Origin of the sequence: Streptomyces sp. NBC_01463 (genome assembly GCA_036227345.1) — a bacterium.
In the GTDB taxonomy this organism is placed as follows: Bacteria; Actinomycetota; Actinomycetes; order Streptomycetales; family Streptomycetaceae; genus Streptomyces.
Genome location: CP109468.1, coordinates 1,793,066 through 1,813,052, shown reverse-complemented (window position 1 = coordinate 1,813,052; position 19,987 = coordinate 1,793,066). Strand labels below are relative to the sequence as shown.

General features: G+C 72.2%; 19 protein-coding genes. 9 read left to right on the top strand and 10 right to left on the bottom strand.

Annotated elements, in window-relative coordinates:
• The first annotated feature begins 62 nt into the window (after positions 1-62).
• The 3 genes from OG521_07915 (at position 63) to OG521_07905 (ending at position 4,576) form a co-directional block, all read left to right on the top strand.
• On the top strand, positions 63-1,460 hold the full coding sequence (locus OG521_07915) for a purine permease (protein WUW20720.1): 1,398 nt from the start codon (positions 63-65) through the stop codon (positions 1,458-1,460).
• Between the two features lie 42 nt (positions 1,461-1,502).
• Complete coding sequence (locus OG521_07910) at positions 1,503-2,900, top strand: 8-oxoguanine deaminase (protein WUW20719.1); 1,398 nt, start codon at positions 1,503-1,505, stop codon at positions 2,898-2,900.
• A gap of 227 nt (positions 2,901-3,127) precedes the next feature.
• Entirely contained in the window at positions 3,128-4,576 is a 1,449-nt protein-coding gene (locus tag OG521_07905; protein WUW20718.1) for a purine permease, read from the top strand.
• A gap of 84 nt (positions 4,577-4,660) precedes the next feature.
• Here OG521_07905 and OG521_07900 read toward each other — a convergent pair whose 3' ends face one another.
• The 3 genes from OG521_07900 to OG521_07890 form a co-directional block, all read right to left on the bottom strand.
• A complete protein-coding gene (locus OG521_07900; GenBank protein ID WUW20717.1) occupies positions 4,661-5,524 on the bottom strand; it encodes a chitosanase in 864 nt (287 codons plus the stop codon).
• Positions 5,525-5,696: 172 nt separating this feature from the next.
• On the bottom strand, positions 5,697-6,008 hold the full coding sequence (locus tag OG521_07895) for an SH3 domain-containing protein (GenBank protein ID WUW20716.1): 312 nt from the start codon (positions 6,006-6,008) through the stop codon (positions 5,697-5,699).
• A gap of 188 nt (positions 6,009-6,196) precedes the next feature.
• The gene (locus OG521_07890; GenBank protein ID WUW26606.1) at positions 6,197-6,982 is read right to left on the bottom strand and encodes a chitosanase; all 786 of its coding nucleotides are present in this window, start codon (positions 6,980-6,982) and stop codon (positions 6,197-6,199) included.
• A 120-nt stretch (positions 6,983-7,102) separates the two neighbouring features.
• On the opposite strand from OG521_07890, the gene OG521_07885 reads away from it, so the two are divergent.
• Complete coding sequence (locus tag OG521_07885) at positions 7,103-7,786, top strand: alpha/beta hydrolase (protein WUW20715.1); 684 nt, start codon at positions 7,103-7,105, stop codon at positions 7,784-7,786.
• 19 nt (positions 7,787-7,805) lie between these two features.
• Here OG521_07885 and OG521_07880 read toward each other — a convergent pair whose 3' ends face one another.
• Complete coding sequence (locus tag OG521_07880; GenBank protein ID WUW20714.1) at positions 7,806-8,411, bottom strand: TIGR03086 family metal-binding protein; 606 nt, start codon at positions 8,409-8,411, stop codon at positions 7,806-7,808.
• A gap of 37 nt (positions 8,412-8,448) precedes the next feature.
• Positions 8,449-9,510 (bottom strand): amidohydrolase family protein, encoded by a 1,062-nt coding sequence (locus tag OG521_07875; protein WUW20713.1) that lies wholly within the window; start codon positions 9,508-9,510, stop codon positions 8,449-8,451.
• Positions 9,511-9,639: 129 nt separating this feature from the next.
• Here OG521_07875 and OG521_07870 point away from each other — a divergent pair, with 129 nt between their 5' ends.
• Together OG521_07870 and OG521_07865 are read left to right on the top strand one after the other, a co-directional pair.
• Complete coding sequence (locus tag OG521_07870; GenBank protein ID WUW20712.1) at positions 9,640-10,632, top strand: fibronectin type III domain-containing protein; 993 nt, start codon at positions 9,640-9,642, stop codon at positions 10,630-10,632.
• 174 nt (positions 10,633-10,806) lie between these two features.
• Complete coding sequence (locus OG521_07865; protein WUW20711.1) at positions 10,807-13,095, top strand: glycoside hydrolase family 18 chitinase; 2,289 nt, start codon at positions 10,807-10,809, stop codon at positions 13,093-13,095.
• Positions 13,096-13,159: 64 nt separating this feature from the next.
• Here OG521_07865 and aceB read toward each other — a convergent pair whose 3' ends face one another.
• Genes aceB through OG521_07850 form a run of 3 tightly spaced genes read right to left on the bottom strand, consistent with a single transcriptional unit; the run spans position 13,160 to position 15,646 of the window.
• The gene (gene aceB, locus OG521_07860) at positions 13,160-14,779 is read right to left on the bottom strand and encodes a malate synthase A (GenBank protein WUW20710.1); all 1,620 of its coding nucleotides are present in this window, start codon (positions 14,777-14,779) and stop codon (positions 13,160-13,162) included.
• Positions 14,780-14,817: 38 nt separating this feature from the next.
• Complete coding sequence (locus OG521_07855) at positions 14,818-15,021, bottom strand: hypothetical protein (GenBank protein WUW20709.1); 204 nt, start codon at positions 15,019-15,021, stop codon at positions 14,818-14,820.
• Positions 15,014-15,646, bottom strand: coding sequence for a nucleotidyltransferase family protein (locus OG521_07850; GenBank protein WUW20708.1), 633 nt, complete (start codon positions 15,644-15,646; stop codon positions 15,014-15,016). The genes OG521_07855 and OG521_07850 overlap by 8 nt, the downstream gene beginning before the upstream one ends.
• A 218-nt stretch (positions 15,647-15,864) precedes the next feature.
• On the opposite strand from OG521_07850, the gene OG521_07845 reads away from it, so the two are divergent.
• On the top strand, positions 15,865-16,167 hold the full coding sequence (locus tag OG521_07845; GenBank protein WUW26605.1) for a DUF5955 family protein: 303 nt from the start codon (positions 15,865-15,867) through the stop codon (positions 16,165-16,167).
• Positions 16,168-16,185: 18 nt separating this feature from the next.
• Here OG521_07845 and OG521_07840 read toward each other — a convergent pair whose 3' ends face one another.
• Positions 16,186-16,830: a response regulator transcription factor gene (locus OG521_07840; protein WUW20707.1), complete on the bottom strand. Its 645-nt coding sequence runs from the start codon at positions 16,828-16,830 to the stop codon at positions 16,186-16,188.
• The gene (locus tag OG521_07835; protein ID WUW20706.1) at positions 16,827-18,041 is read right to left on the bottom strand and encodes a sensor histidine kinase; all 1,215 of its coding nucleotides are present in this window, start codon (positions 18,039-18,041) and stop codon (positions 16,827-16,829) included. Before OG521_07835 ends, OG521_07840 begins: the two co-directional genes overlap by 4 nt.
• 110 nt (positions 18,042-18,151) lie before the next feature.
• Here OG521_07835 and OG521_07830 point away from each other — a divergent pair, with 110 nt between their 5' ends.
• A complete protein-coding gene (locus tag OG521_07830; GenBank protein WUW20705.1) occupies positions 18,152-19,243 on the top strand; it encodes an ABC transporter permease in 1,092 nt (363 codons plus the stop codon).
• Entirely contained in the window at positions 19,240-19,920 is a 681-nt protein-coding gene (locus OG521_07825; protein WUW20704.1) for an ABC transporter ATP-binding protein, read from the top strand. The genes OG521_07830 and OG521_07825 overlap by 4 nt, the downstream gene beginning before the upstream one ends.
• Positions 19,921-19,987: the final 67 nt, after the last annotated feature.

Below are 19,987 nucleotides of genomic sequence, written 5' to 3'. Positions count from 1 at the left end.
CGCCGCGCCGGTTCCCGTCCGTCCACAGCGGACGGGGGCCGGCCGGACCGGAGGGAACTTCCATGGCACAGCCTGCACTCGGGCCGGCAGAAGCAGAAGGCCCCTGTTCCACCCCGCCGGCCGGTTCGGTCCATCCGGTGGACGAGAAGCTCGCCCCTTCGCGGCTCCTGCCCGCCGCGCTCCAGCACATCGCCGCCATGTACGCGGGGGTCGTCACCCCTCCGCTCATCATCGGGCAGGCCGTAGGCCTCGACCAGGCCGGCATGACCCGCCTGATCGCGGCAAGCCTGCTGATCGCCGGCTGTGCCACCATCCTCCAGACCCTCGGGATCGGCGGCTTCGCCGGCAACCGGCTGCCGTTCGTCAACGCCGCCTCGTCCGCGGGCATCGCCCCCATGCTCGCCATCGCCGAGACCAGCGCCCCCGGCCACCAACTGCCCGCGATCTACGGGGCGGTGCTCGTCGCCGGAGTGTTCTGCCTGGCCGTCGGACCGTTCTTCGGCCGGCTGCTGCGCTTCTTCCCGCCGCTCGTCACCGGCGTCGTCATCACCCTCATCGGCGTCACCCTGATGCCGGTCCCGGTCTCCTGGGCGCAGGGCGGTGACCGGACGGCAGCCGACTTCGGTGCGATGAAGTACCTGGCGCTGGCCGCCTTCACCCTGGCCGTCATTCTGACCGTCCAGCGCTTCGGACGCGGCTTCCTCAGGCAAGTGGCACTGCTCATCGGCCTGTTGGTCGGCACGCTGGCCGCTGTCCCGTTCGGGCTCGCCGACTTCTCCGCCCTGCGCTCCGCGCCCGTCGCCGCGCTCCCCGCCCCCTTCGCCTTCGGTGCCCCGGAGTTCCAGCCCGCCGCGATCCTCACGCTCTGCATCGTGATGCTCGTCCTGATGACCGAGTCGTCGGCCGGCATGCTCGCGCTCGGCGAGATCTGCGACCGGCGCACGGACGGCCGGACCATCACCCGCGGACTGCGCACCGACGGCATCGCGACCCTCATCGGACCGGTCTTCGGCGGATTCCCCACCAGCGCCTTCGCACAGAACGTCGGCGTGGTCTCGCTGACGAAGGTCCGCAGCCGGTACGTCGTCGCCGCCGCGGGCGGCGCCCTGATCATCCTCGGCGTCTTCCCGGTCCTCGGCGCGGTCGTCTCGCTCGTCCCGATGCCCGTGCTCGGCGGCGCCGGCATCGTCCTGTTCGGCTCGATCGCGGTCAGCGGCATCCGTACGCTCTCCGAGGCCGGGCTCGACGACAGCTCCAACATCATCCTGGTCGCCGTGGCGCTCGGCGCGGGCATCATCCCGCTCGCCGCGCCCGGCTTCTACGCGGGATTCCCGTCCTGGGCCCAGACCGTCCTGGGCTCCGGCATCAGTGCCGGAGCGCTCGTCGCGGTCCTGCTCAACCTGTTCTTCCACCATCTCGGCACCCACGGCCGCACGGCCGTGGCACTCAAATCCTCCTAGGGTCCTGCCGTGCCCACATCGCAGATGAGAGAAGGAAGCACCATGGCAGCACCGGCAGCGCACGACCGAGTGGAACGCATCGTCATCGAGAACTGTTCGATCGCGACCGTCGACGCCGACGACACCGAGTACGCCTCGGGTCACGTCGTCGTCGCGGGCAACCGCATCGAGTCCGTCGGCGCCGGCCGGGCACCGGAGGGTCTGGACAACGTCGTACGCCGGATCGACGGCACCGGGCACCTCGTCACGCCCGGTCTGATCAACACGCACCACCACTTCTACCAGTGGATCACCCGCGGCCTGGCCACGGACCACAACCTCTTCGAGTGGCTGGTCGCGCTGTACCCGACCTGGGCGCGCATCGACGAGCCGATGGCCCGTGCCGCCGCACAGGGCTCGCTCGCCATGCTGGCCCGCGGCGGAGTCACCACCGCCATGGACCACCACTACGTCTTCCCGCAGGGCTCCGGCGACCTGTCCGGCGCCATCATCGGCGCCGCCGCCGACATGGGCGTACGGTTCACCCTCGCCCGCGGCTCCATGGACCGCAGCGAGAAGGACGGCGGGCTGCCCCCGGACTTCGCCGTGGAGACCCTCGAAGGCGCCCTCGCCGCCACCGAGGCGACCATCGACGCGCACCACGACGCCTCCTTCGACGCGATGACCCAGATCGCCGTCGCGCCCTGCTCCCCCTTCTCCGTGTCCACCGAACTGATGCGGCAGGGCGCCGAGCTGGCGCGCCGGCGCGGAGTGCGGCTGCACACCCACGGCTCGGAGACCGTGGAGGAGGAGAAGTTCTGCCACGAGCTGTTCGGCATGGGCCCGACCGACTACTTCGAGTCGACCGGCTGGCTCGGTGACGACGTGTGGATGGCGCACTGCGTCCACATGAACGACTCCGACATCGCCGCCTTCGCCCGCACCGGAACCGGTGTCGCGCACTGCCCGTCCTCCAACGCCCGCCTCGCCGCCGGCATCGCCCGGGTCCCGGACATGCTCGCCGCCGGCGTCCCGGTCGGTCTCGGCGTCGACGGCACCGCGTCCAACGAGTCCGGCGAACTCCACACCGAACTGCGCAACGCCCTCCTCATCAACCGCCTCGGCCCGCACCGCGAACGCGCCCTGAACGCCCGTCAGGCCCTGCGCCTGGGTACGTACGGCGGCGCCCAGGTACTCGGCCGCGCGGACCAGATCGGCTCCCTGGAGCCGGGCAAGCTCGCCGACCTCGTGCTCTGGAAGCTGGACACCCTCGCCCACGCCTCCATCGCCGACCCGGTGACCGCCCTGGTCTTCGGCGCCGCCGCCCCCGTCACCCTCTCGCTCGTCAACGGCAAGCCCGTCGTCGAGTCCAGCCGCCTGATCACCGTGGACGAGGACGCCATCGCCCGCGCCACCCGCGACGAGGCCCGCCGCCTCGCGCAGATCGCCGCCGGGGCCTGACGCCCGGCACCCCCCGATACCGGCCGGCCGAGGGGGACGGCCCTCGACCGGCCGCCGTGGACCCGAGCGGGGTCCACGGCAACCGGTGCGGGAAGCGCGTACCTCTGCGTACGTGCCTCCCGCACCGGCGAACCGAGCTGCCCGCACCAGCTGCACGACCTGAACCAACGCACCACCTCCATGACACCCACGTCACCGCAGATGTGTACCCGACCGGAGGAACCGCCGTGGCAGCTACGCCCAGGTTTCGCAATGACGCAGTCGCAGCACCCGACCCCGGCACCGAGCCGGCCCCGTCCGACCGGAGCCATCCGGTCGACGAGACCCTCCCCCCACTGAAGATGTTCACCAGCGGCCTCCAGCACGTGGCCGCGATGTACGCGGGCGTGGTGGCCCCGCCCATGATCGTGGGTCCCGCTGTGGGACTCACCCCCAAGGAGACCGCCTTCCTCATGGGGGCGAGTCTGTTCACCGCGGGGATAGCCACCCTGCTCCAGACCCTCGGGTTCTGGCGAATAGGCGCCAGGCTGCCCTTCGTCAACGGCGTCTCGTTCGCCGGTGTGACGCCCATGGTGGCCATCGGCAAGGACCGCGGACACGACGGCATCGCCGTCATCTTCGGCGCGATCATCGTCGCGAGCCTCCTCGGCTTCGTCCTCGCCCCCTACTTCTGCAAACTGGTCCGCTTCTTCCCGCCCGTCGTCACCGGCACGGTCATCACGCTGATCGGTGTCTCCCTGCTGCCGGTGGCCTTCAACTGGTCCCAGGGCGGCAACGCCACGGCGGACGACTACGGTTCGACCACCAACATCACGATGGCGGCGGTCACCCTGGTGATCGTCCTCGCGCTGCGCAAACTCCTGCGCGGCTTCCTCCAGCAGATCGCGATCCTGCTCGGACTCGTCGTCGGCACACTCATCGCGATCCCGGTCGGCATCACCGACTTCGGCGCCATCAAGGACGCCGACGTGGTCGGCTTCCCCACCCCGTTCCACTTCGGGGCGCCGCAGTTCGAGATCGCCGCCATCGTCTCGATGTGCATCGTGATGCTGGTCTGCATGACCGAGTCGACCGCGGACATGCTGGCCCTCGGCAAGATCGTCGACCGGCCGGCCGACGAGCGGACCATCGAGGGCGGGCTGCGCGCCGACACCCTGGGCAGCGCGATCAGCCCGCTGTTCAACGGCTTCATGTGCAGCGCCTTCGCCCAGAACATCGGGCTGGTCGCGATGACCAAGGTGCGCAGCCGCTTCGTCGTCGCCGCGGGCGGCGGCATCCTCATCCTGCTCGGCCTGTGCCCGGTGGCCGCCTCGGTCATCGCGCTGGTTCCGCTGCCGGTGCTCGGCGGCGCGGGCATCGTGCTCTTCGGCTCGGTCGCCGCGAGCGGCATCCAGACGCTGGCGAGCGCGGCCCTGGAGAAGGGCGAGAACGCGCTGATCGTGGCCGCCGCGGTCGGCATCGGCCTCATCCCGATCGCCGCGCCGGAGTTCTACCACGCGTTCCCCAAGGACCTGCTCGTGGTCCTGGACTCCGGGATCTCCACCGGATGCGTCGTGGCGATCGTCCTCAACCTGGCCTTCAACCACCTGGGCCGCAAGCCGGACCCCGACACCGGTGTGGATGCGGAGCCGGAGACCGGTGAACCGGTCAAGGCCGCTGCTGTGGGCGCACACTGACACTCCGTCACAGCACTGTGGCGCGTACGGCTCCGCCCGCGAGGGCGGCCGTACGCGCCACAGCCGTGTCCGGCCCGGAGGGCGTCAGCCGATGTGGAAGCTGTCGCCGTAGACCTTCCAGTCGAGCGGCGGATCCAGGTTCAGATTGCCCTCGTTCAGGAAGACCCGCTGGGCGGTGTCCACCCGGCTGGTGTCGGAGTGGGCCTCCTCCTGCTTCATCGCCCAGACCCGCGCGTCCAGGAAGGCGTTGAGGTAGGTGACCTCGTCGCCGCCCTGGGCCGGCGGCTTCGCCTGCGCGAGGGCCCGCTGCCGGATGGATCCGAAGCTCGTGCTGTCGCCGCCGTCGCCGTGCATCACGATGGCGTCGTAGTACGCGAACTGCCCGAGCGTGCCCAGCCCGTCGCTCTTGCCCCGGCCGACCGCCGGGTCGAAGTACACCCGGTCGCGCTCGTCGTTCTGCGCCTGCTGGAACGCCGGATCGCCGGCCGCCGTCTCCCAGGCCTCGCTGAAGCCCGGGTCGAGGCCGTCGTGCGAGTCGGTGCCGTCCACCTCGCGCAGGGCGGGCAGGTACTCCGCGAGCGGATTGCCCGGCTCCCGCTGGGTGTACAGCTCCACCAGGTCGAGCATGTCGCCGGTGCCGGAGCAGAAGCCGATGATGCCCGCCGTGTAGCCGCGGCCGTCACCTATGTCCTCGATGTAGCCGTACTGCGCCTTCCAGTCCAGCGAGGAGTTCTCCGCGCTGGAGACCAGTTGCATGGCGATGTCCTTCTTCGCCGGATCGTCGAGCCCGCTCGCGGCTGCCTCCTGCTGATGGACCGCCGTGGGGGCGGGCGCGGTACCTGCGAAGGCCGTGGCCGGTATCGCCGTGAGGGTCAGACCGAGCGCGACGAGGGCGACGCGCACGGATCGGGTGTTGCGACGTGCGGTGCGCTTGTGGGGAGCGTGCACCAGTCCTCCAAGGGAGTTCGTCGTTCCGATGGTTCTGTTAGGAAGCTTTCCTATCAGAGTCGAACGAATGTCGTACACCCCTGTGACGCATGCGAGTTGGCCGCGGCCGGGAATCGCGAAGGCCCCGCACCGGGCGCCGGGGCGCTCGGTGCGGGGCCGTGGTGCGGCCGGCTCAGCAGTCCAGGTAGGCCACGTGGATCCAGACGCCGGTGGGGCCGCCCCACAGGTCACCCATCACCCAACTGCCCTCCTGGCCGCGTGCGTCGAGGTTCTGGCCCCGGTTCACCTGGCCCAGCACCGGGTAGTCCGTGCCCGGCCCGCCGCGGAAGTTGACCCCGTTGTCGTTGACCGTGCAGACCAGGGCCGGGGCCGCCTCGACACGGTGCGCGGCGACCGTGCCCGGGGCGGCCTGGGCGGCGGGCGAGACGGCCAGGCCGAGACCTGCGGTCAGCATCGCCGCGGCCAGCAGAATCTTCTTGATCATGTCGCGTGCTCCTCGGTAATCCGGCCCGCGACGTGCGGGCCGTCCGTCCGCCTCAACGGACCGGCAGAGCCTCGGGACACGGCCGGGAACCCGCTGTCACGCGGGAGTGAAAGCGCAGGTCACATGCGGTGCGCACCGGCGCACCCGGGCGTTGCGGTGAACGCCGCGCGCGCCTGTCGATCACGGGTTTACGAACCCCCGGAACCCTTGATCAGATAACTGTCGCCGTACACCTTCCACCGCAGTGGAGTGTCCAGGCCGAAGTTCCCCTCGCGCACGAACACCCGCTGGGCGGTCTCGACCCGGCTGGTGTCCCGGTGCGAGGGCTCCTCGCGGATCGCCGCGACCCGGGCGTCGAGGAACGCGTCGAGGTACTCCGCCTCGTCGCCGCCCTCCGCCGGGGGCCGGGCCTCGGCCAGGGCCCGGCGGCGCATCGTACGGAAGCCGACGTTGCCGTCCGTGTCGCCGGCCCCGTGCATCACGTACGCGTCGTAGTAGATGAACTGGCCCAGCGCGCCCAGCCCGTCCTCCTTCCCCTGCCCGACCGCAGGGTCGAAGTAGGACCGGTCCCGCTCGGCGTCCTGCGCCGAGCGGAACGCGCTGTCGCCCGCCGCCTTCACCCAGGCCCCGGTGAACGGGCGGCCGAGTCCCGTGTGCGCGTCGGTCCCCTTCACCGCGCGCAGCGCCGGCAGGAACCGTTCCAGGGGATTTCCGGGCCGGGCCTTCGTGTACCGCTCGACCACGCTCAGCATGTCGCCGGTGCCGGAGCAGAAGCCGATGATGCCCGCGGTGTAGCCGCGGCCGTCGCCGATGTCCTGGATGTACGCGTACTGCGCCTTCCAGTCCAGCGAGGAGTTCTCGGCGCTGGAGACCAGCTGCATGGCGATGTCCTTCTTCGCCGGGGCGTCCAGCCCGGGCCCGGAGGAACCCTTGCCGGAGGAGGAGCCGTCGGCCCCCGCGCACCCGGACAGCACGGCGACGGCCAGGACGAGAGCGGTGAGGGAGGTGACCAGGGAACGCGGGGTGAGCTTCACCTCTCCACCCTGCCAGGCCGTGGGAGTGATCTTCGCTCATTCGGCTGTAGCGTCAGGGGTATGGATGATCAGTCTGTTGTGGATGTCGGCGACGTACGACTGGCGTACCGGACCTGGGGCGACCCGTTCGGCTCGCCCGTCGTGCTGCTGCACGGCCTCGGCGGGTCCGCCGCGAGCTGGGAGGCGGCCGGGAGTCTGCTCGGTCAGGAATGGCGGGTGTACGCCCTGGACCTGCGGGGGCACGGCGAGAGCGACTGGCCCGACGCGTACGACTTCGAGGCGATGCGGGACGACGTCCTCGGCTTCCTCGACGAGTGCGAGCTCGACCGGGTCGGCCTGGTGGGCCACGACCTGGGCGGCGTCGTCGCCCACCTCCTCGCCCAGGAGCACGCGGACCGGGTGGAGCGGCTGGTGCTGGTGGAGACCCCGCCGCCGTTCCCCGGCGCCGCTGGCCCGGTGGCCGGCCCCGAAGGGCCGGTCGACTACGACGAGGCCGTGATCGCGGCCGTACGCACCCAGCTCGCCGACCCCGACCCGGCGTGGGAGGAGGGCCTCGGCGAGATCGTCGCCCCGACGCTGATCCTGGCCGGCGGCCCGGCGAGCACCATGCCGCAGGCCCGGCTCCAGGACATGGCCTCCCTGATCCCGGACTGCCACCTCCTCACGATCGGCGGCGGCCACCGGCTCCACGAGGTGCACGCCGACCAGGTCGCCCAGCAGATCACGGAGTTCTTCACCAGCTGACGGGCGGTGGTGCGGCGGCTCAGCTCGACGGCCGCCAGTCCGGGCGCCGGCCGCTGCGTGCGACCGCCCGGTCCAGCAGCGGCGCGTCGTCCGGGACGGGGACCGGCGGGCCGAACGGGGAGTCGGGCGACGGCTCGTCGCCCGCGTCGGCCAGCAGCGCCAGCGTGTTCCTCAGATGCGCCTCCTCGGCCCCGTACGGCTGCCCCGTGGACCGCGCCAGGTCCCATCCGTGCAGCACCAGCTCGTTGAGCGCGACCATCCCCGCCACCTCGCCCGGCAGGTCCACGCTGCCGGCCCTGGTCATCCCGGCCCAGGCGTCCGGGGAGCGCCAGGCGGCCACCATCTCGTCGAGCGCCACGGGCAGCGTGGAGCGCCAGCCGTCGGCGAGCACCCCCGACTCCACGGAGGGCGCCGTGTCGGTCGTCGCCCCCAGCTTCTTGCCCGCGGCGTCCCGGAAGGCCACCGCCAGCCCTTCGACGTGGGCGAGCAGGGCGCCCACGGTCACATCCGGACAGGGGGTCGGGCCGGCCAGCCGGCCGTCGTCGATGGTGTCGAGCATTCCGGTGATCCGCCGGGCCGCGGGTCCGAGGTCGAGGAGGGGCGCAGGGTTCGTCTGGGTGTCCATACCTGTGCAGACTGCCCGAGCGCCCCGGAATCATCGCTCAGCGCACCACGCGTCCCCGGAGAATGATCCGGCTCGGGTGACCGAGGGCCGCGGGATCGGCCGTCGGATCGGTGGCGTAGGCGACGAGGTCGGCGGGGGCGCCGTCGACCAGACCCGGCAGCCCCAGCCAGGCCCGCGCCGTCCAGGACGCCGCGCCCAGGGCGGCCTCGGCGGACAGCCCCGCCCGCACCAGCCAGGCGGCCTCGCCCGCGACCGTTCCGCAGGGGAACGAGTCGGTGCCGGCCAGCACCGTGACCCCCGCCTCGTGGGCGGCCCGCACGTTGCCGAACATGGTGTCCCACCCGGCCAGCCACAGATCGCGCCGCAGCCCGGGCTCCCGCGCACGCATCGCGTCGGCCTTCGCACCGAAGATGCCCAGGGTCGGCACGAACGCCGTGCCCTGCGAGGCCATCCGGTCCAGCAGCGCGGGATCCAGATGCATGCCGTGTTCCAGGCTGTCGGCGCCCGCCAGCACCGCGTTGCGCGTGCCCTCGGCCGTCTGGCAGTGCACCGCCACCTTGCCGCCCGCCCCGTGCACGGCGGCCACCACCGCGGTCAGCAGGGCGAGCGGTACCGCCGGCTCGTCCGCGCGCCAGTCGCCGATGACCTTGCACCACCCCGAAGAGGCGGCCGCCTCCTCCAGCGCCGCCCGGACGAGCTCGTCCTCGCCGACGTCCCGGCCGAAGCCGGGGAAGAACCTGCCGGGCGTCGCGAGCCAGCGCCCCGCCGACGTGACCCGCGGCAGCTCCGGATCAGCGTCCACCCACGCGGGCATCCGCGCGGCGGTCCCCGGGGTGCGTACCGCGAGCACCCCGGCGTCCCGGTGCTCGGCCAGCTGTTCGCGCAGCAGCTTCTCGTCGAAGGGTGTGCCGGGGTCCGTTGACCCCGGATGCGTGTGCACGTCGACGAGGCCGGGCAGCAGCCAGCCACCGTCCACGACCGTCCGGGCGCCCCGGCCCGGGCGTCCGCCCGGCGGCGCCCCGGCCCGGAGCACCTCTCCGTCGGTCCAGAACGAGCGCTCCTCGCGCTCCGGCAGCACCACGCCTCGTATGCACAGCATCCGCCGACGGTACGTCAGGCGGCGCAGCGCACCCCCGGTGCACACCGGCACATTGCGGAAGGTTCGGCTCCGGCCCCTTGTCGGCGGCCCCCACACCATGCGATACAGGTCTGGACCAATTGCTGTCGGATGGAAGGCAACACCGTGCAACGCCCCCACGCAACCGCCGCGTTGGCCTGCTCCGCCGCCCTGCTCCTCGCCACGCTCACCGCCTGCGGCTCCGAAGCCGAGGCGGACACCAGGAAACCGACCGCGCCGCACGGAGTGACCGCCCAGGCGAGCAGTGCCACCTCCGCGCACGTCATGTGGGAACCGGCCACCGACGACAAGGCCGTCACCGGGTACGAGGTCTACCGCCAGGGCAGGAAGGTGAAGTCCGTGCCCGCGGCCAAGGTGATGATCGACGTCGACGGGCTGGCCGCCTCGACCGCGTACACCTTCACCGTCCGCGCCCGGGACGCCGCCGGGAATCTCTCCACGCCGAGCGCCGCCGCGGCCGTGACCACCCCGGCGCCGACCCCGGCCGATCACGAGGCCCCGACCCGGCCGGTGAAACTGCGCGGCAAGGCCGACGGCGGCCGGGCCGCGACGCTGTCCTGGGGCGGCTCCACGGACGACATCGGTGTCACCTCGTACGACATCTACCAGGAGGGCTCCCGCATCCACAGCGTGCCCGGTACGCGGACCACGGCCCGGCTGACGGGGCTGCGGCCCGGCACCGTCTACACCTTCACCGTCCGCGCCCGCGACGCGGCCGACACCTCGTCGGCCGACAGCAACACCTTCGACCTCACCACCGCGACCGCCCCCGGCGCGCCCGCGAGTACCGCCCCCACCGACCTGCGGGTCACGAGCACCGCCCAGGGCCGGGAGTACGCCGTGGACCTGGACTGGAAGCAGCCGGAGACCGGCGGCGAGATCCCCGCGTACCAGCTCTACCTCGACGGCCGGCTGACCACCACGATCGTCTGGGGCGGCGAGCCGCCCGCGGGCCGGGCGAGCTACCGGCTGACGGTCACCGACCCGCGCGGCACCCGCTACTCGATGAAGATCCGCGCCAAGCTCCCGGACGGGAAGTGGGGCGACTTCTCGGCGGCGCGCACCGTCGTGCTCGGCGGCTGAGCGGTGAGCTCCGGGGCTCCTCGTGATGCGGGCGGGGAGCCCCGACGGCCTCAAGTGGTCTGTACCTATTGACGACTTGGTCCAGACCAATTAGCTTCCCCTGTGCTCCATGGAACGACATGAACCCGCTCCCCCCGAGGACCGCCTCACCGGTCCCAGCCGCAAGGGAGAACCATGTTCGAGCACACGCCCCTCAGACGGAGAACGGCGACCGCCCTCCTCGCCGTTCTCGCGCTCCTTCTCGCCCTGCTGTCCCTGCAGACGGCCCCCGCGCACGCCGCGGGCAAGCTGACGGCGACCTTCACCTCGGCCGACAACGGCCCGTGGTGGAAGGGCACCTACGTCCTGCGCAACGACACCGACACGGCCGTCACCGGCTGGAGCCTCGAGTTCGACCTGCCGGCCGGGGTCGCGCTCAGCTCCTCGTACAACGGCACCGTCACCGCCCGGGGCAGCCACATCACCGCGGTCAACGCCCACTACAACGGTACGGTCGCCGCGCACAGCACCACCGAGCCGTACAGCTACTGGTTCGTCGCCACCGGCCCGATCACCGCACCGACCGGCTGCCGGATCAACGGCGACAAGTGCGACGGCTCCGCCGACGCCCCGCCCGGCGCACCCGGCGGGCTCAAGCGGACCGATGTGACCGCCCGCACCGCCTCGCTGTCGTGGACGGCCGCCGCCGCGGGGGACTTCCCGGTGGCCTCGTACGACATCCTGGCGGGCGGCAAGGTGGTCGGCTCGGCGACCGCGGCGACCTCCGCCACCGTCACCGGTCTCACCCCCGCCACCGCCTACGCCTTCACCGTCCGGGCCAAGGACACCCGCGGCAACACCTCCGCCGAGAGCGCCCCCCTGACCGTCACCACGGTCGACCCGGCCACCGACACCTCCCCGCCGACGGCCCCCGGCGCCCTGCACGCCACCGCGACCGACTCCTCGTCCGTCACGCTGTCCTGGACCGCCGCGACGGACAACCAGCGGGTCGCCGCGTACGACATCCACCGCGGCTCCGCCCTCGCCACGACGGTCTCCGGCACCACGACCACCGCCACCATCGGCGGCCTGTCCCCCTCGACCTCGTACACCTTCACCGTCAGGGCGCGTGACGCGGCCGACAACGCCTCGCCGGCGAGCAGCACCCTCACCGTGAAGACCGACGACATCGTCGGCGCGGGCAACTACGCGAAGGTCGGCTACTTCGTCCAGTGGGGGATCTACGGCCGCCAGTACTTCGTCAAGAACCTCCACGACTCCGGCGCCGCCGGCAAGCTCGACATCGTCAACTACGCCTTCGCCAACGTCGATCCCGCCAACCTCACCTGCCTGAACGGCGTCACCAAGGGCACCACCGCCGACCCGCAGGACCCCGAGCAGGGCACCGGTGCGGGCGACGCGGACGCCGACTACGCCCGCCCGTTCAGCGCCGCCCAGTCCGTGGACGGCGTCGCGGACGACGGCTGGGGCAAACTGCGCGGAAACTTCAACCAGTTGAAGAAGCTGAAGCAGCTCCACCCGGACCTCAAGATCGTGGTCTCGCTCGGCGGCTGGACGTACTCGAAGTACTTCTCCGACGTCGCCGCCACCGACGCCGCGCGCAAGAAGTTCGTCTCCTCCTGCATCGACATGTACATCAAGGGCAATCTGCCCGCGTACGGCGGCGCGGGCGGCCCCGGCACCGCGGCCGGCATCTTCGACGGCTTCGACATCGACTGGGAGTGGCCCGGCACCGGCACCGGACACCCCGGCAACCACTACTCACCCGACGACAAGGGCAACCTCACCCTGCTGCTCGCCGAGTTCCGCAAGCAGCTGGACGCCCTCGGCGGCGGCCACCGCCTGCTGACCGCCTTCACTCCCGCCGACCCGCAGAAGATCGGTGAGGGCTGGGACCTGTCCAAGGTCTTCGACTCGCTGGACGTCGCCAACGTCCAGGGCTACGACTTCCACGGCTCCGGCAGCGACAACTCCTGGGAACCGAACCGCACCGGCCACCAGGCCAACCTCTACTCGGACGCCCAGGACCCGTACGGCTTCCACTTCAGCGCGGACGCCGCCATCAAGGCGTACACGGACGCGGGCGTCGAGCCCCGGAAACTGACCCTCGGCATCCCGTTCTACGGCCGCGGCTGGCAGAACGTCACCGAAGGCGGCGCGGCGGGCGAATGGCAGCCGGCGGGCGGCGCGGCCCCCGGCCAGTTCGCCGAGGAGGCCGGCACCCGGGGGTACTCCAACCTCATCGGCGCGTACCCCACGATGGCGGTCCGTCACGACGAACAGTCCGTATCGACTTACGGATACACCGGCAACCAGTGGTGGTCCTTCGACGACACCTGGTCCATCGGGAAGAAGACCGCGTACGTGAAGGACAAGGGCCTGCTGGGCGTCATGGTCTGGGAGATGTCGGGTGACACCCCGCAGGGGACGCTGATGGGCGCGCTCGACTCCGGGCTGAAGTAGCCGCGGACACGCCTCCGCCCCCGGTGCTGTGCGGTACCGGGGGCGGAGGCGCACGCGAGTCGCGTCAGCGCAGCTGCTCGTACGCGGGCAGCGTCAGGAAGTCCGCGTAGTCCTGGTCCAGGGAGACCTGGAGCAGGAGGTCGTGGGCCTGCTGCCACTTGCCGGCCGCGAAGGCCTCGTCGCCGATCTCGGTGCGGATCGCGGCCAGTTCCTCGGCCGCGACCTTGCGGGCGAGATCCGCCGTGGCGTGCTCGCCGTTCTCGAAGACGACGTCCGCGTTGATCCACTGCCAGATCTGCGAGCGCGAGATCTCGGCGGTGGCCGCGTCCTCCATCAGGTTGAAGATGGCGACCGCGCCCATGCCGCGCAGCCACGCCTCGATGTAGCGGATGCCGACCGCGACGGCGTTGCGCAGACCGTCGTACGTGGGCTTGGCGTGCAGGGTGTCGATGGCGATCAGGTCGCCGGCCGCCACCGAGACGTCCTCGCGCAGGCGCTCCTTCTGGTTCGGCTTCTCGCCGAGGACCGCGTCGAAGGAGGCCATGGCGATCGGGACCAGGTCGGGGTGGGCGACCCAGGAGCCGTCGAAGCCGTCGCCGGCCTCGCGGTCCTTGTCGGCCTTGACCTTCTCGAAGGCGACCTTGTTGACCTCGGCGTCGCGGCGCGAGGGGATGAAGGCCGCCATGCCGCCGATCGCGTGGGCGCCGCGCTTGTGGCAGGTGCGGACGAGGAGTTCGGTGTACGCCCGCATGAACGGCGCGGTCATCGTCACCGCGTTGCGGTCCGGCAGGACGAACTTGGAGCCGCCGTCACGGAAGTTCTTGACGATGGAGAAGAGGTAGTCCCAGCGGCCCGCGTTCAGCCCGGAGGCGTGGTCGCGGAGCTCGTAGAGGATCTCCTCCATCTCGTACGCGGCGGTGATCGTCTCGATCAGGACCGTGGCGCGGACGGTGCCCTGCGGGATGTCGTTGTAGTCCTGGGCGAAGACGAAGATGTCGTTCCAGAGGCGTGCCTCCAGGTGCGACTCCGTCTTCGGCAGGTAGAAGTACGGGCCCTTGCCGAGGTCGATCAGGCGCTGGGCGTTGTGGAAGAAGTAGAGGCCGAAGTCGACCAGCGCGCCGGGCACCGGGGTGCCGTCGAGCGTGAGGTGACGCTCGTCCAGGTGCCAGCCGCGGGGGCGGGTGACGACGGTGGCGAGCTCGTCGGCGGGCTTCAGGGCGTACGACTTGCCGGACTTCGGGTCGGTGAAGTCGATGGCGCGGTTGTACGCGTCGATGAGGTTGAGCTGGCCGAGGACGACGTTCTCCCACGTGGGGGCGGACGCGTCCTCGAAGTCGGCGAGCCAGACCTTCGCGCCCGAGTTCAGGGCGTTGATGGTCATCTTGCGGTCGGTCGGACCGGTGATCTCCACCCGGCGGTCGTTCAGCGCCGCCGGCGCCGGTGCGACCTTCCAGGAGTCGTCCGCGCGGATCGCGGCGGTCTCCGGCAGGAAGTCCAGCGTGGAGGTGCGGGCGATCTCGGCGCGGCGCTCACCGCGCCGGGCGAGCAGCTCGTCGCGCCGGGGCGTGAACCGGCGGTGCAGCTCGGCCACGAACGCGAGGGCCGCGGGGGTGAGGACCTCGTCCTGCCGGGGCAGGGGCTCGGCATCGACGATGGCCAGCGAGGACGGCGCTGGTGCGGACATGAGCTGTCACTCCTTCAGCGGGCGGTGCGGGCGGCGTCTCACGGCCGCCGGGTCGCCTGGAACGGCACGGCGTGCCATGGCTCCGGGATACGGCCGTGGTCGCCGTCTGAGGTGCAGAGGGCTTCTGACCAGTGGATAGTAGTTTCCTCATGGTGGAAGTTCAATGGTTTGTTGATGTCGAGATTCTCCGGGTCGACAGAAAAGGGCGGTTGCTGGCGCAGCGTGCCAGTGCGTTCACTCAAGGTGCGCCAGGTCCTCCGCCGTGTCGATGTCGTACGCCTGAGCCACATCGGAACACTCGACGAGCGTGATCGCATCGCGGTGCGCCCGCAGGTATGCCCGGGCGCCCTGGTCTCCCACCGCCCCCGCCGCGATCTCTGCCCACAGGTCGGCCCCGAACAGCACCGGATGGCCGCGTTCCCCCTCGTACGAGGCCGCTGCCAGACTCGTCCGCGAGCGGTACGCCGACCGCACCCGCGCCACCGCCGCGGCGGTGATCCCGGGCTGGTCCACCAGGAGGACGAGCACCGCGTCCGCGCCCGCCCCGGCGAGGGAGGCGAGACCCGCCCGCAGCGAGGACCCCATGCCCTCGGTCCACTCCGGGTTGACGGTCACCGTGACGTCCGAGAGGTCCGCACGCGCCCGCACCTCGTCGGCCGCCGCACCCAGCACCGCGTGGACCGGTCCGCAGCCGCCCTCCCGGAGGGTGTTCACCGCGTGGTCGGCCAGCAGGCCGCCCCGGTGCTCCAGCAGGGCCTTCGGACGGCCGCCCAGCCTGCGTCCGCCGCCCGCCGCGAGGAGCAGTCCGGCGATCACGGGGGAGGTGGAAGGGACAGGTGAGGAGGGAGCGTGCGGTGTGCTTGTCATTCCGCCTGGATACCCCAGACGGGCGGTTCGCGCACGGACCGGGCCGCGCCGCCCGTACGCGTCAACGCCCGGGACACTCCGAGTTCCGTCCGCGGAGTGGCGCACGACACCTGTCATGGCGTTAACTTGCCCGCATCCCCGGACACTTGACCACGGTCCGGGGCCTGGTCGAAACACCGGCACAAAGATGTGCGAGGGGGAGTGCTTTGTTGAAGAGCGTGGGGCAGGCGCGGGTGACCAGCAGCGGTGAGGACCCGAGAGTGACGGAGCTGCGTGCGGCCGTCTCCCGGCTCCGCAGGGAGCTGGCCGGACATCCCGCGGAGTTCCCGGACCGCGCGATCGCCGAGGACGAGCTGGCGGCGCTGGACGCGATGGCGGCCGGCGGCGGTCCCGAGATTCCCCGGCTCCGCAGGTCGCTGCTGCTGATCGCGGGGGCGGTCGGTTCGGTGAGCGCCCTGGCGTCGGCACTCAGGGACGTACGGATCGCGGTCGATCTCTTCGGCGAGCCGCCGCGCCGCTAAGCCACCGGGGGGCGTGCGTCAGCGGCGGATGAGTCTGCGGGCCGTCGCCGCTGCCACGGCCGCGGTGCGCGAGTCCACGCCCAGCTTGGCGTAGATGTGCACCAGGTGGGACTTGACCGTCGCCTGACTGAGGAACAGCTTCTTGCTGATCCGGAGGTTCGACAGTCCCTCGCCGACCAGTTGCAGGACCTCCAGCTCGCGCTTGGTGAGCGCCTGCGCCGGGGTCCGCATCCGGTCCATCAGCCGGTGCGCGACGGCCGGTGCGAGGGCGGAGCGGCCCGCCGCGGCCGTACGGACCGCTGCGGCCAGCTCCTCCGGCGGTGCGTCCTTGAGCAGATAGCCGGCCGCACCCGCCTCGACCGCCGCCAGGATGTCCGCGTCGGTGTCGTACGTCGTCAGGATCAGCACCCGGGGCGCGTCCGGCGCCGCGGTGATCGCCGCGGTGGCCTCCGAGCCGTGCAGCCCCGCACCGAACTGCAGGTCCATCAGGACGACGTCGAACGCACCGGTCGCGGCCAGGGCGACCGCCCGTTCGGCGGTCGGTGCCTCGGCGACGACGCGGAAGTCCGGCTCGGTGTCGAGGACGGCCCGCAGGCCCGCCCGTACCACCGGATGGTCGTCGGCGAGCAGGAGCCGGATCGGATCGGGCGGCGGCGCGCTCATGCGGCGTCCTGTCCGGTACGGGCGGCGGTGAGCGGCAGCGGCAGGGTGAGGGCGACGGCCGTGCCCTGCTCGGGCGCCGACTCCACGCTCAGCGTGCCGCCCAGCGAACGGGCCCGGGACCGCATGGCCGGCAGACCGAACCCGCTCGTCCCGGTGGCCGGGCCGGTACCGGCCCGGGTGCCTTCCGCGAAACCGCGGCCGTCGTCGACCACGTCAAGCGACACCGAGGTGTCCATGAAGCTCAGGGTGATCTCGGCCCGCCGCGCCCCGGCGTGCTGCACCGTGTTGGCCAGTGCCGACTGAGCGGTACGCAGCAGCGCCACCTCGTACGGTGTGGGCAGCTCCACCGGGGTGCCGCTGACGGCGAACTGCACCGTGAGCGCGGGCGTGGTGGTCCGGGCCGTGAGCCGTTCCAGGGCGGCCGCCAGTGAGCCGTTCTCCAGATCGGGCGGGGTCAGGGCGCGCACGAAGCGGCGGGCCTCCGCGAGATTGTCCTGGGCGGCCTCGCGGGCCCGCCGGACGTGGGCCGTGGCCGGTGCGTCCGCCGGCAGGGTGCGCTCGGCGGCGCGCAGCAGCAGCTGGATGCTGGAGAGCCCCTGTGCGAGCGTGTCGTGGATCTCCCGGGCCAGCCGCTCGCGCTCGGCGAGCGTCCCGGCGGCGCGCTCCGCGTCGGCCAGCTCCGCACGCGTAGAGACGAGCTCCTCGATGAGCTCCCGGCGCCGCTCGCTCTCGCGGAACAGCGCGTCGTAGCCGACGACCGTCGCGACGGCGACCGCCGCGCCCAGCAGCGGGCCGATGAACGTGCCGGGGGTGACCTCGGCGCCGTGCAGCAGGAAACTGGCGATGGCGGCCGCCGCCGTCGCCGCCACGGCCGGCAGGCTCCAGCGCATCGGCAGCAGGTGCAGCTGGAGGAAGTAGAGCGGGAAGGCCACCCACAGCGCGTCCGGCGACAGCACCAGCAGCACCAGCCAGAGCGCCCCCAGCACCGCCAGCCAGAGCGCCCCGGCCCGGGTCCGCGGCTGCACGGCGGGGGCCAGCGCCCCGGCCGCGTACACCGCGGCCAGCACGCAGGAGGCCGCGACGACGGCGCCGGCGCGCGGCTCCCCGCCGCTGACTGCCTTGACGGCGGCGAGCGCCAGCAGGCCCAGCAGCAGGGCGTGCAGACACAGCCGCAGTGCGGCGGCGACCGGGGGATGGACACGCGTTTCCATGATTCGTCCAGCGTAGACGCGGGGCGCGCGGGGCCGGTCAATCGAAAGGTTGATGTCGGGACCGGCCCGCGGGCGATGTCCCGGCGGCCGGGAAACACGAGCCTGGAGTCATGTTCGTCGCATGGAGAGATCTTCGGTTCGCCAAGGGCCGGTTCGCGCTCATGGGCACGGTCGTGGTGCTGATCACGCTGCTCGTGGGTCTGCTGTCCGGCCTCACCGCCGGGCTGGCCCGGGAGAACACCTCGGCCGTCACCGGGCTGGACGCCGACCACCTGGCGTTCGCCGCCCCGCCCGACGGCCGGTCGGTGTCCTTCACCGATTCGGCCGTCCGGGAGCCCGCCTGGCGGAGCTGGGCGAAGCAGCCCGGAGTCGAGTCGGCGCAGCCGCTCGGCATCCGCACGCTGAACGCCGCCGCGGTGGCGGGGGAGCGGACGGCGGCCGTCTCGGCCTTCGGCGTCGAGCCCGGCAGCGGCCTCGCGCCCCGGGGCGCCCCGGTCGGACCCGGCGAGGTCGTGCTCTCCGGGCAGGCCGCCGAGGACCTGGCGGCCGGTACCGGTGACCGGCTGCGGATCGGCGGCGCCGAGGTGACCGTCGCGGCGGTCGCGGGCGACGCCTCGTACAGCCACACGCCCGTCGTGTGGACCGCGCTCGCCGACTGGCAGCGCTTCGGGGGCGACGGCGCGGACGGTGCCGCGCACGCCACCGTGATCGCGCTGACCACCACCGGCGGCGCCGATCTCGCCGCCGGTGACCGGGCGGCGGGCACCAGCACGCTCACGCTCGACGACTCCCTCACCGCCATCGGCTCCTACCAGGCCGAGAACGGCTCCCTCCAGCTGATGCGCGGTTTCCTCTTCGCCATCTCCGCCCTGGTCATCGGCGCCTTCTTCACCGTCTGGACGATCCAGCGCAGCGGCGATGTGGCCGTCCTCAAGGCACTCGGTGCCTCCACGCCGTATCTGCTGCGGGACGCACTGGGCCAGGCCGTGGTGATGCTCGCCATCGGCACCGCACTGGGGACGGCACTCGCCTCCGGCATCGGTGCGCTCGTCAGCGGCGGGGCGGTGCCCTTCGTCCTCGACACGGCGACCGTCCTCGTCCCGGCGGCCGTGATGATCGCCCTCGGTGCGGTCGGGGCGGCCCTGTCCATCCGGCGGATCACCGCCGTCGATCCGCTCACCGCGCTGGGAAGTGCCCGATGACCCTCACCCTCACCGATGTCACCCTCACCTACCCCGACGGCGACGGACGCCTCACCGCCCTGGACCGGGTCGCGCTCGACGTGCCCGCGGGCACGCTCACCGCGGTCGTCGGCCCGTCCGGCTCCGGCAAGTCGAGCCTGCTCGCCGTGGCCGCCACCCTGGTCACCCCGGACGAAGGGGCCGTCGTCGTCGCCGGCACGGACACGGCGGGGCTCGGCGGCGCGGACAAGGCGGCGCTGCGCCGCGAGCGGATCGGCATCGTCTTCCAGCAGCCGAACCTGCTGCCGTCGCTGACCGCAGCCGAACAGCTCCAGGTCATGCGGCACCTGTCGGGAGGCGCGGCCCGGGCCGCGCGGGCCCGGGCGCTGGAGCTGCTCGACGCCGTCGGTCTCGCCGACAAGGCCGACCGCCGCCCGCACCAGCTCTCGGGCGGGCAGCGCCAGCGGATCAACATCGCGCGTTCCCTGATGAACGACCCGGCGGTCCTGCTCGTCGACGAACCGACCAGCGCACTGGACCACGAGCGGGGCGCGGCGGTCCTCGATCTGCTGGTCTCGCTGACCCGGCAGCGTTCCACGGCCACGGTCCTGGTCACCCACGACCGGACCCATCTGGACCGGATGGACCGGACCGTCACCATGCAGGACGGCAGGCTGACCGCCCCGGCCCTGGCCTGAGTGCGGAGGGGCGGATACGGGGAGGGGGCGGCCCGGAGCACCTGCGCTCCGGGCCGCCCCCTCCCCG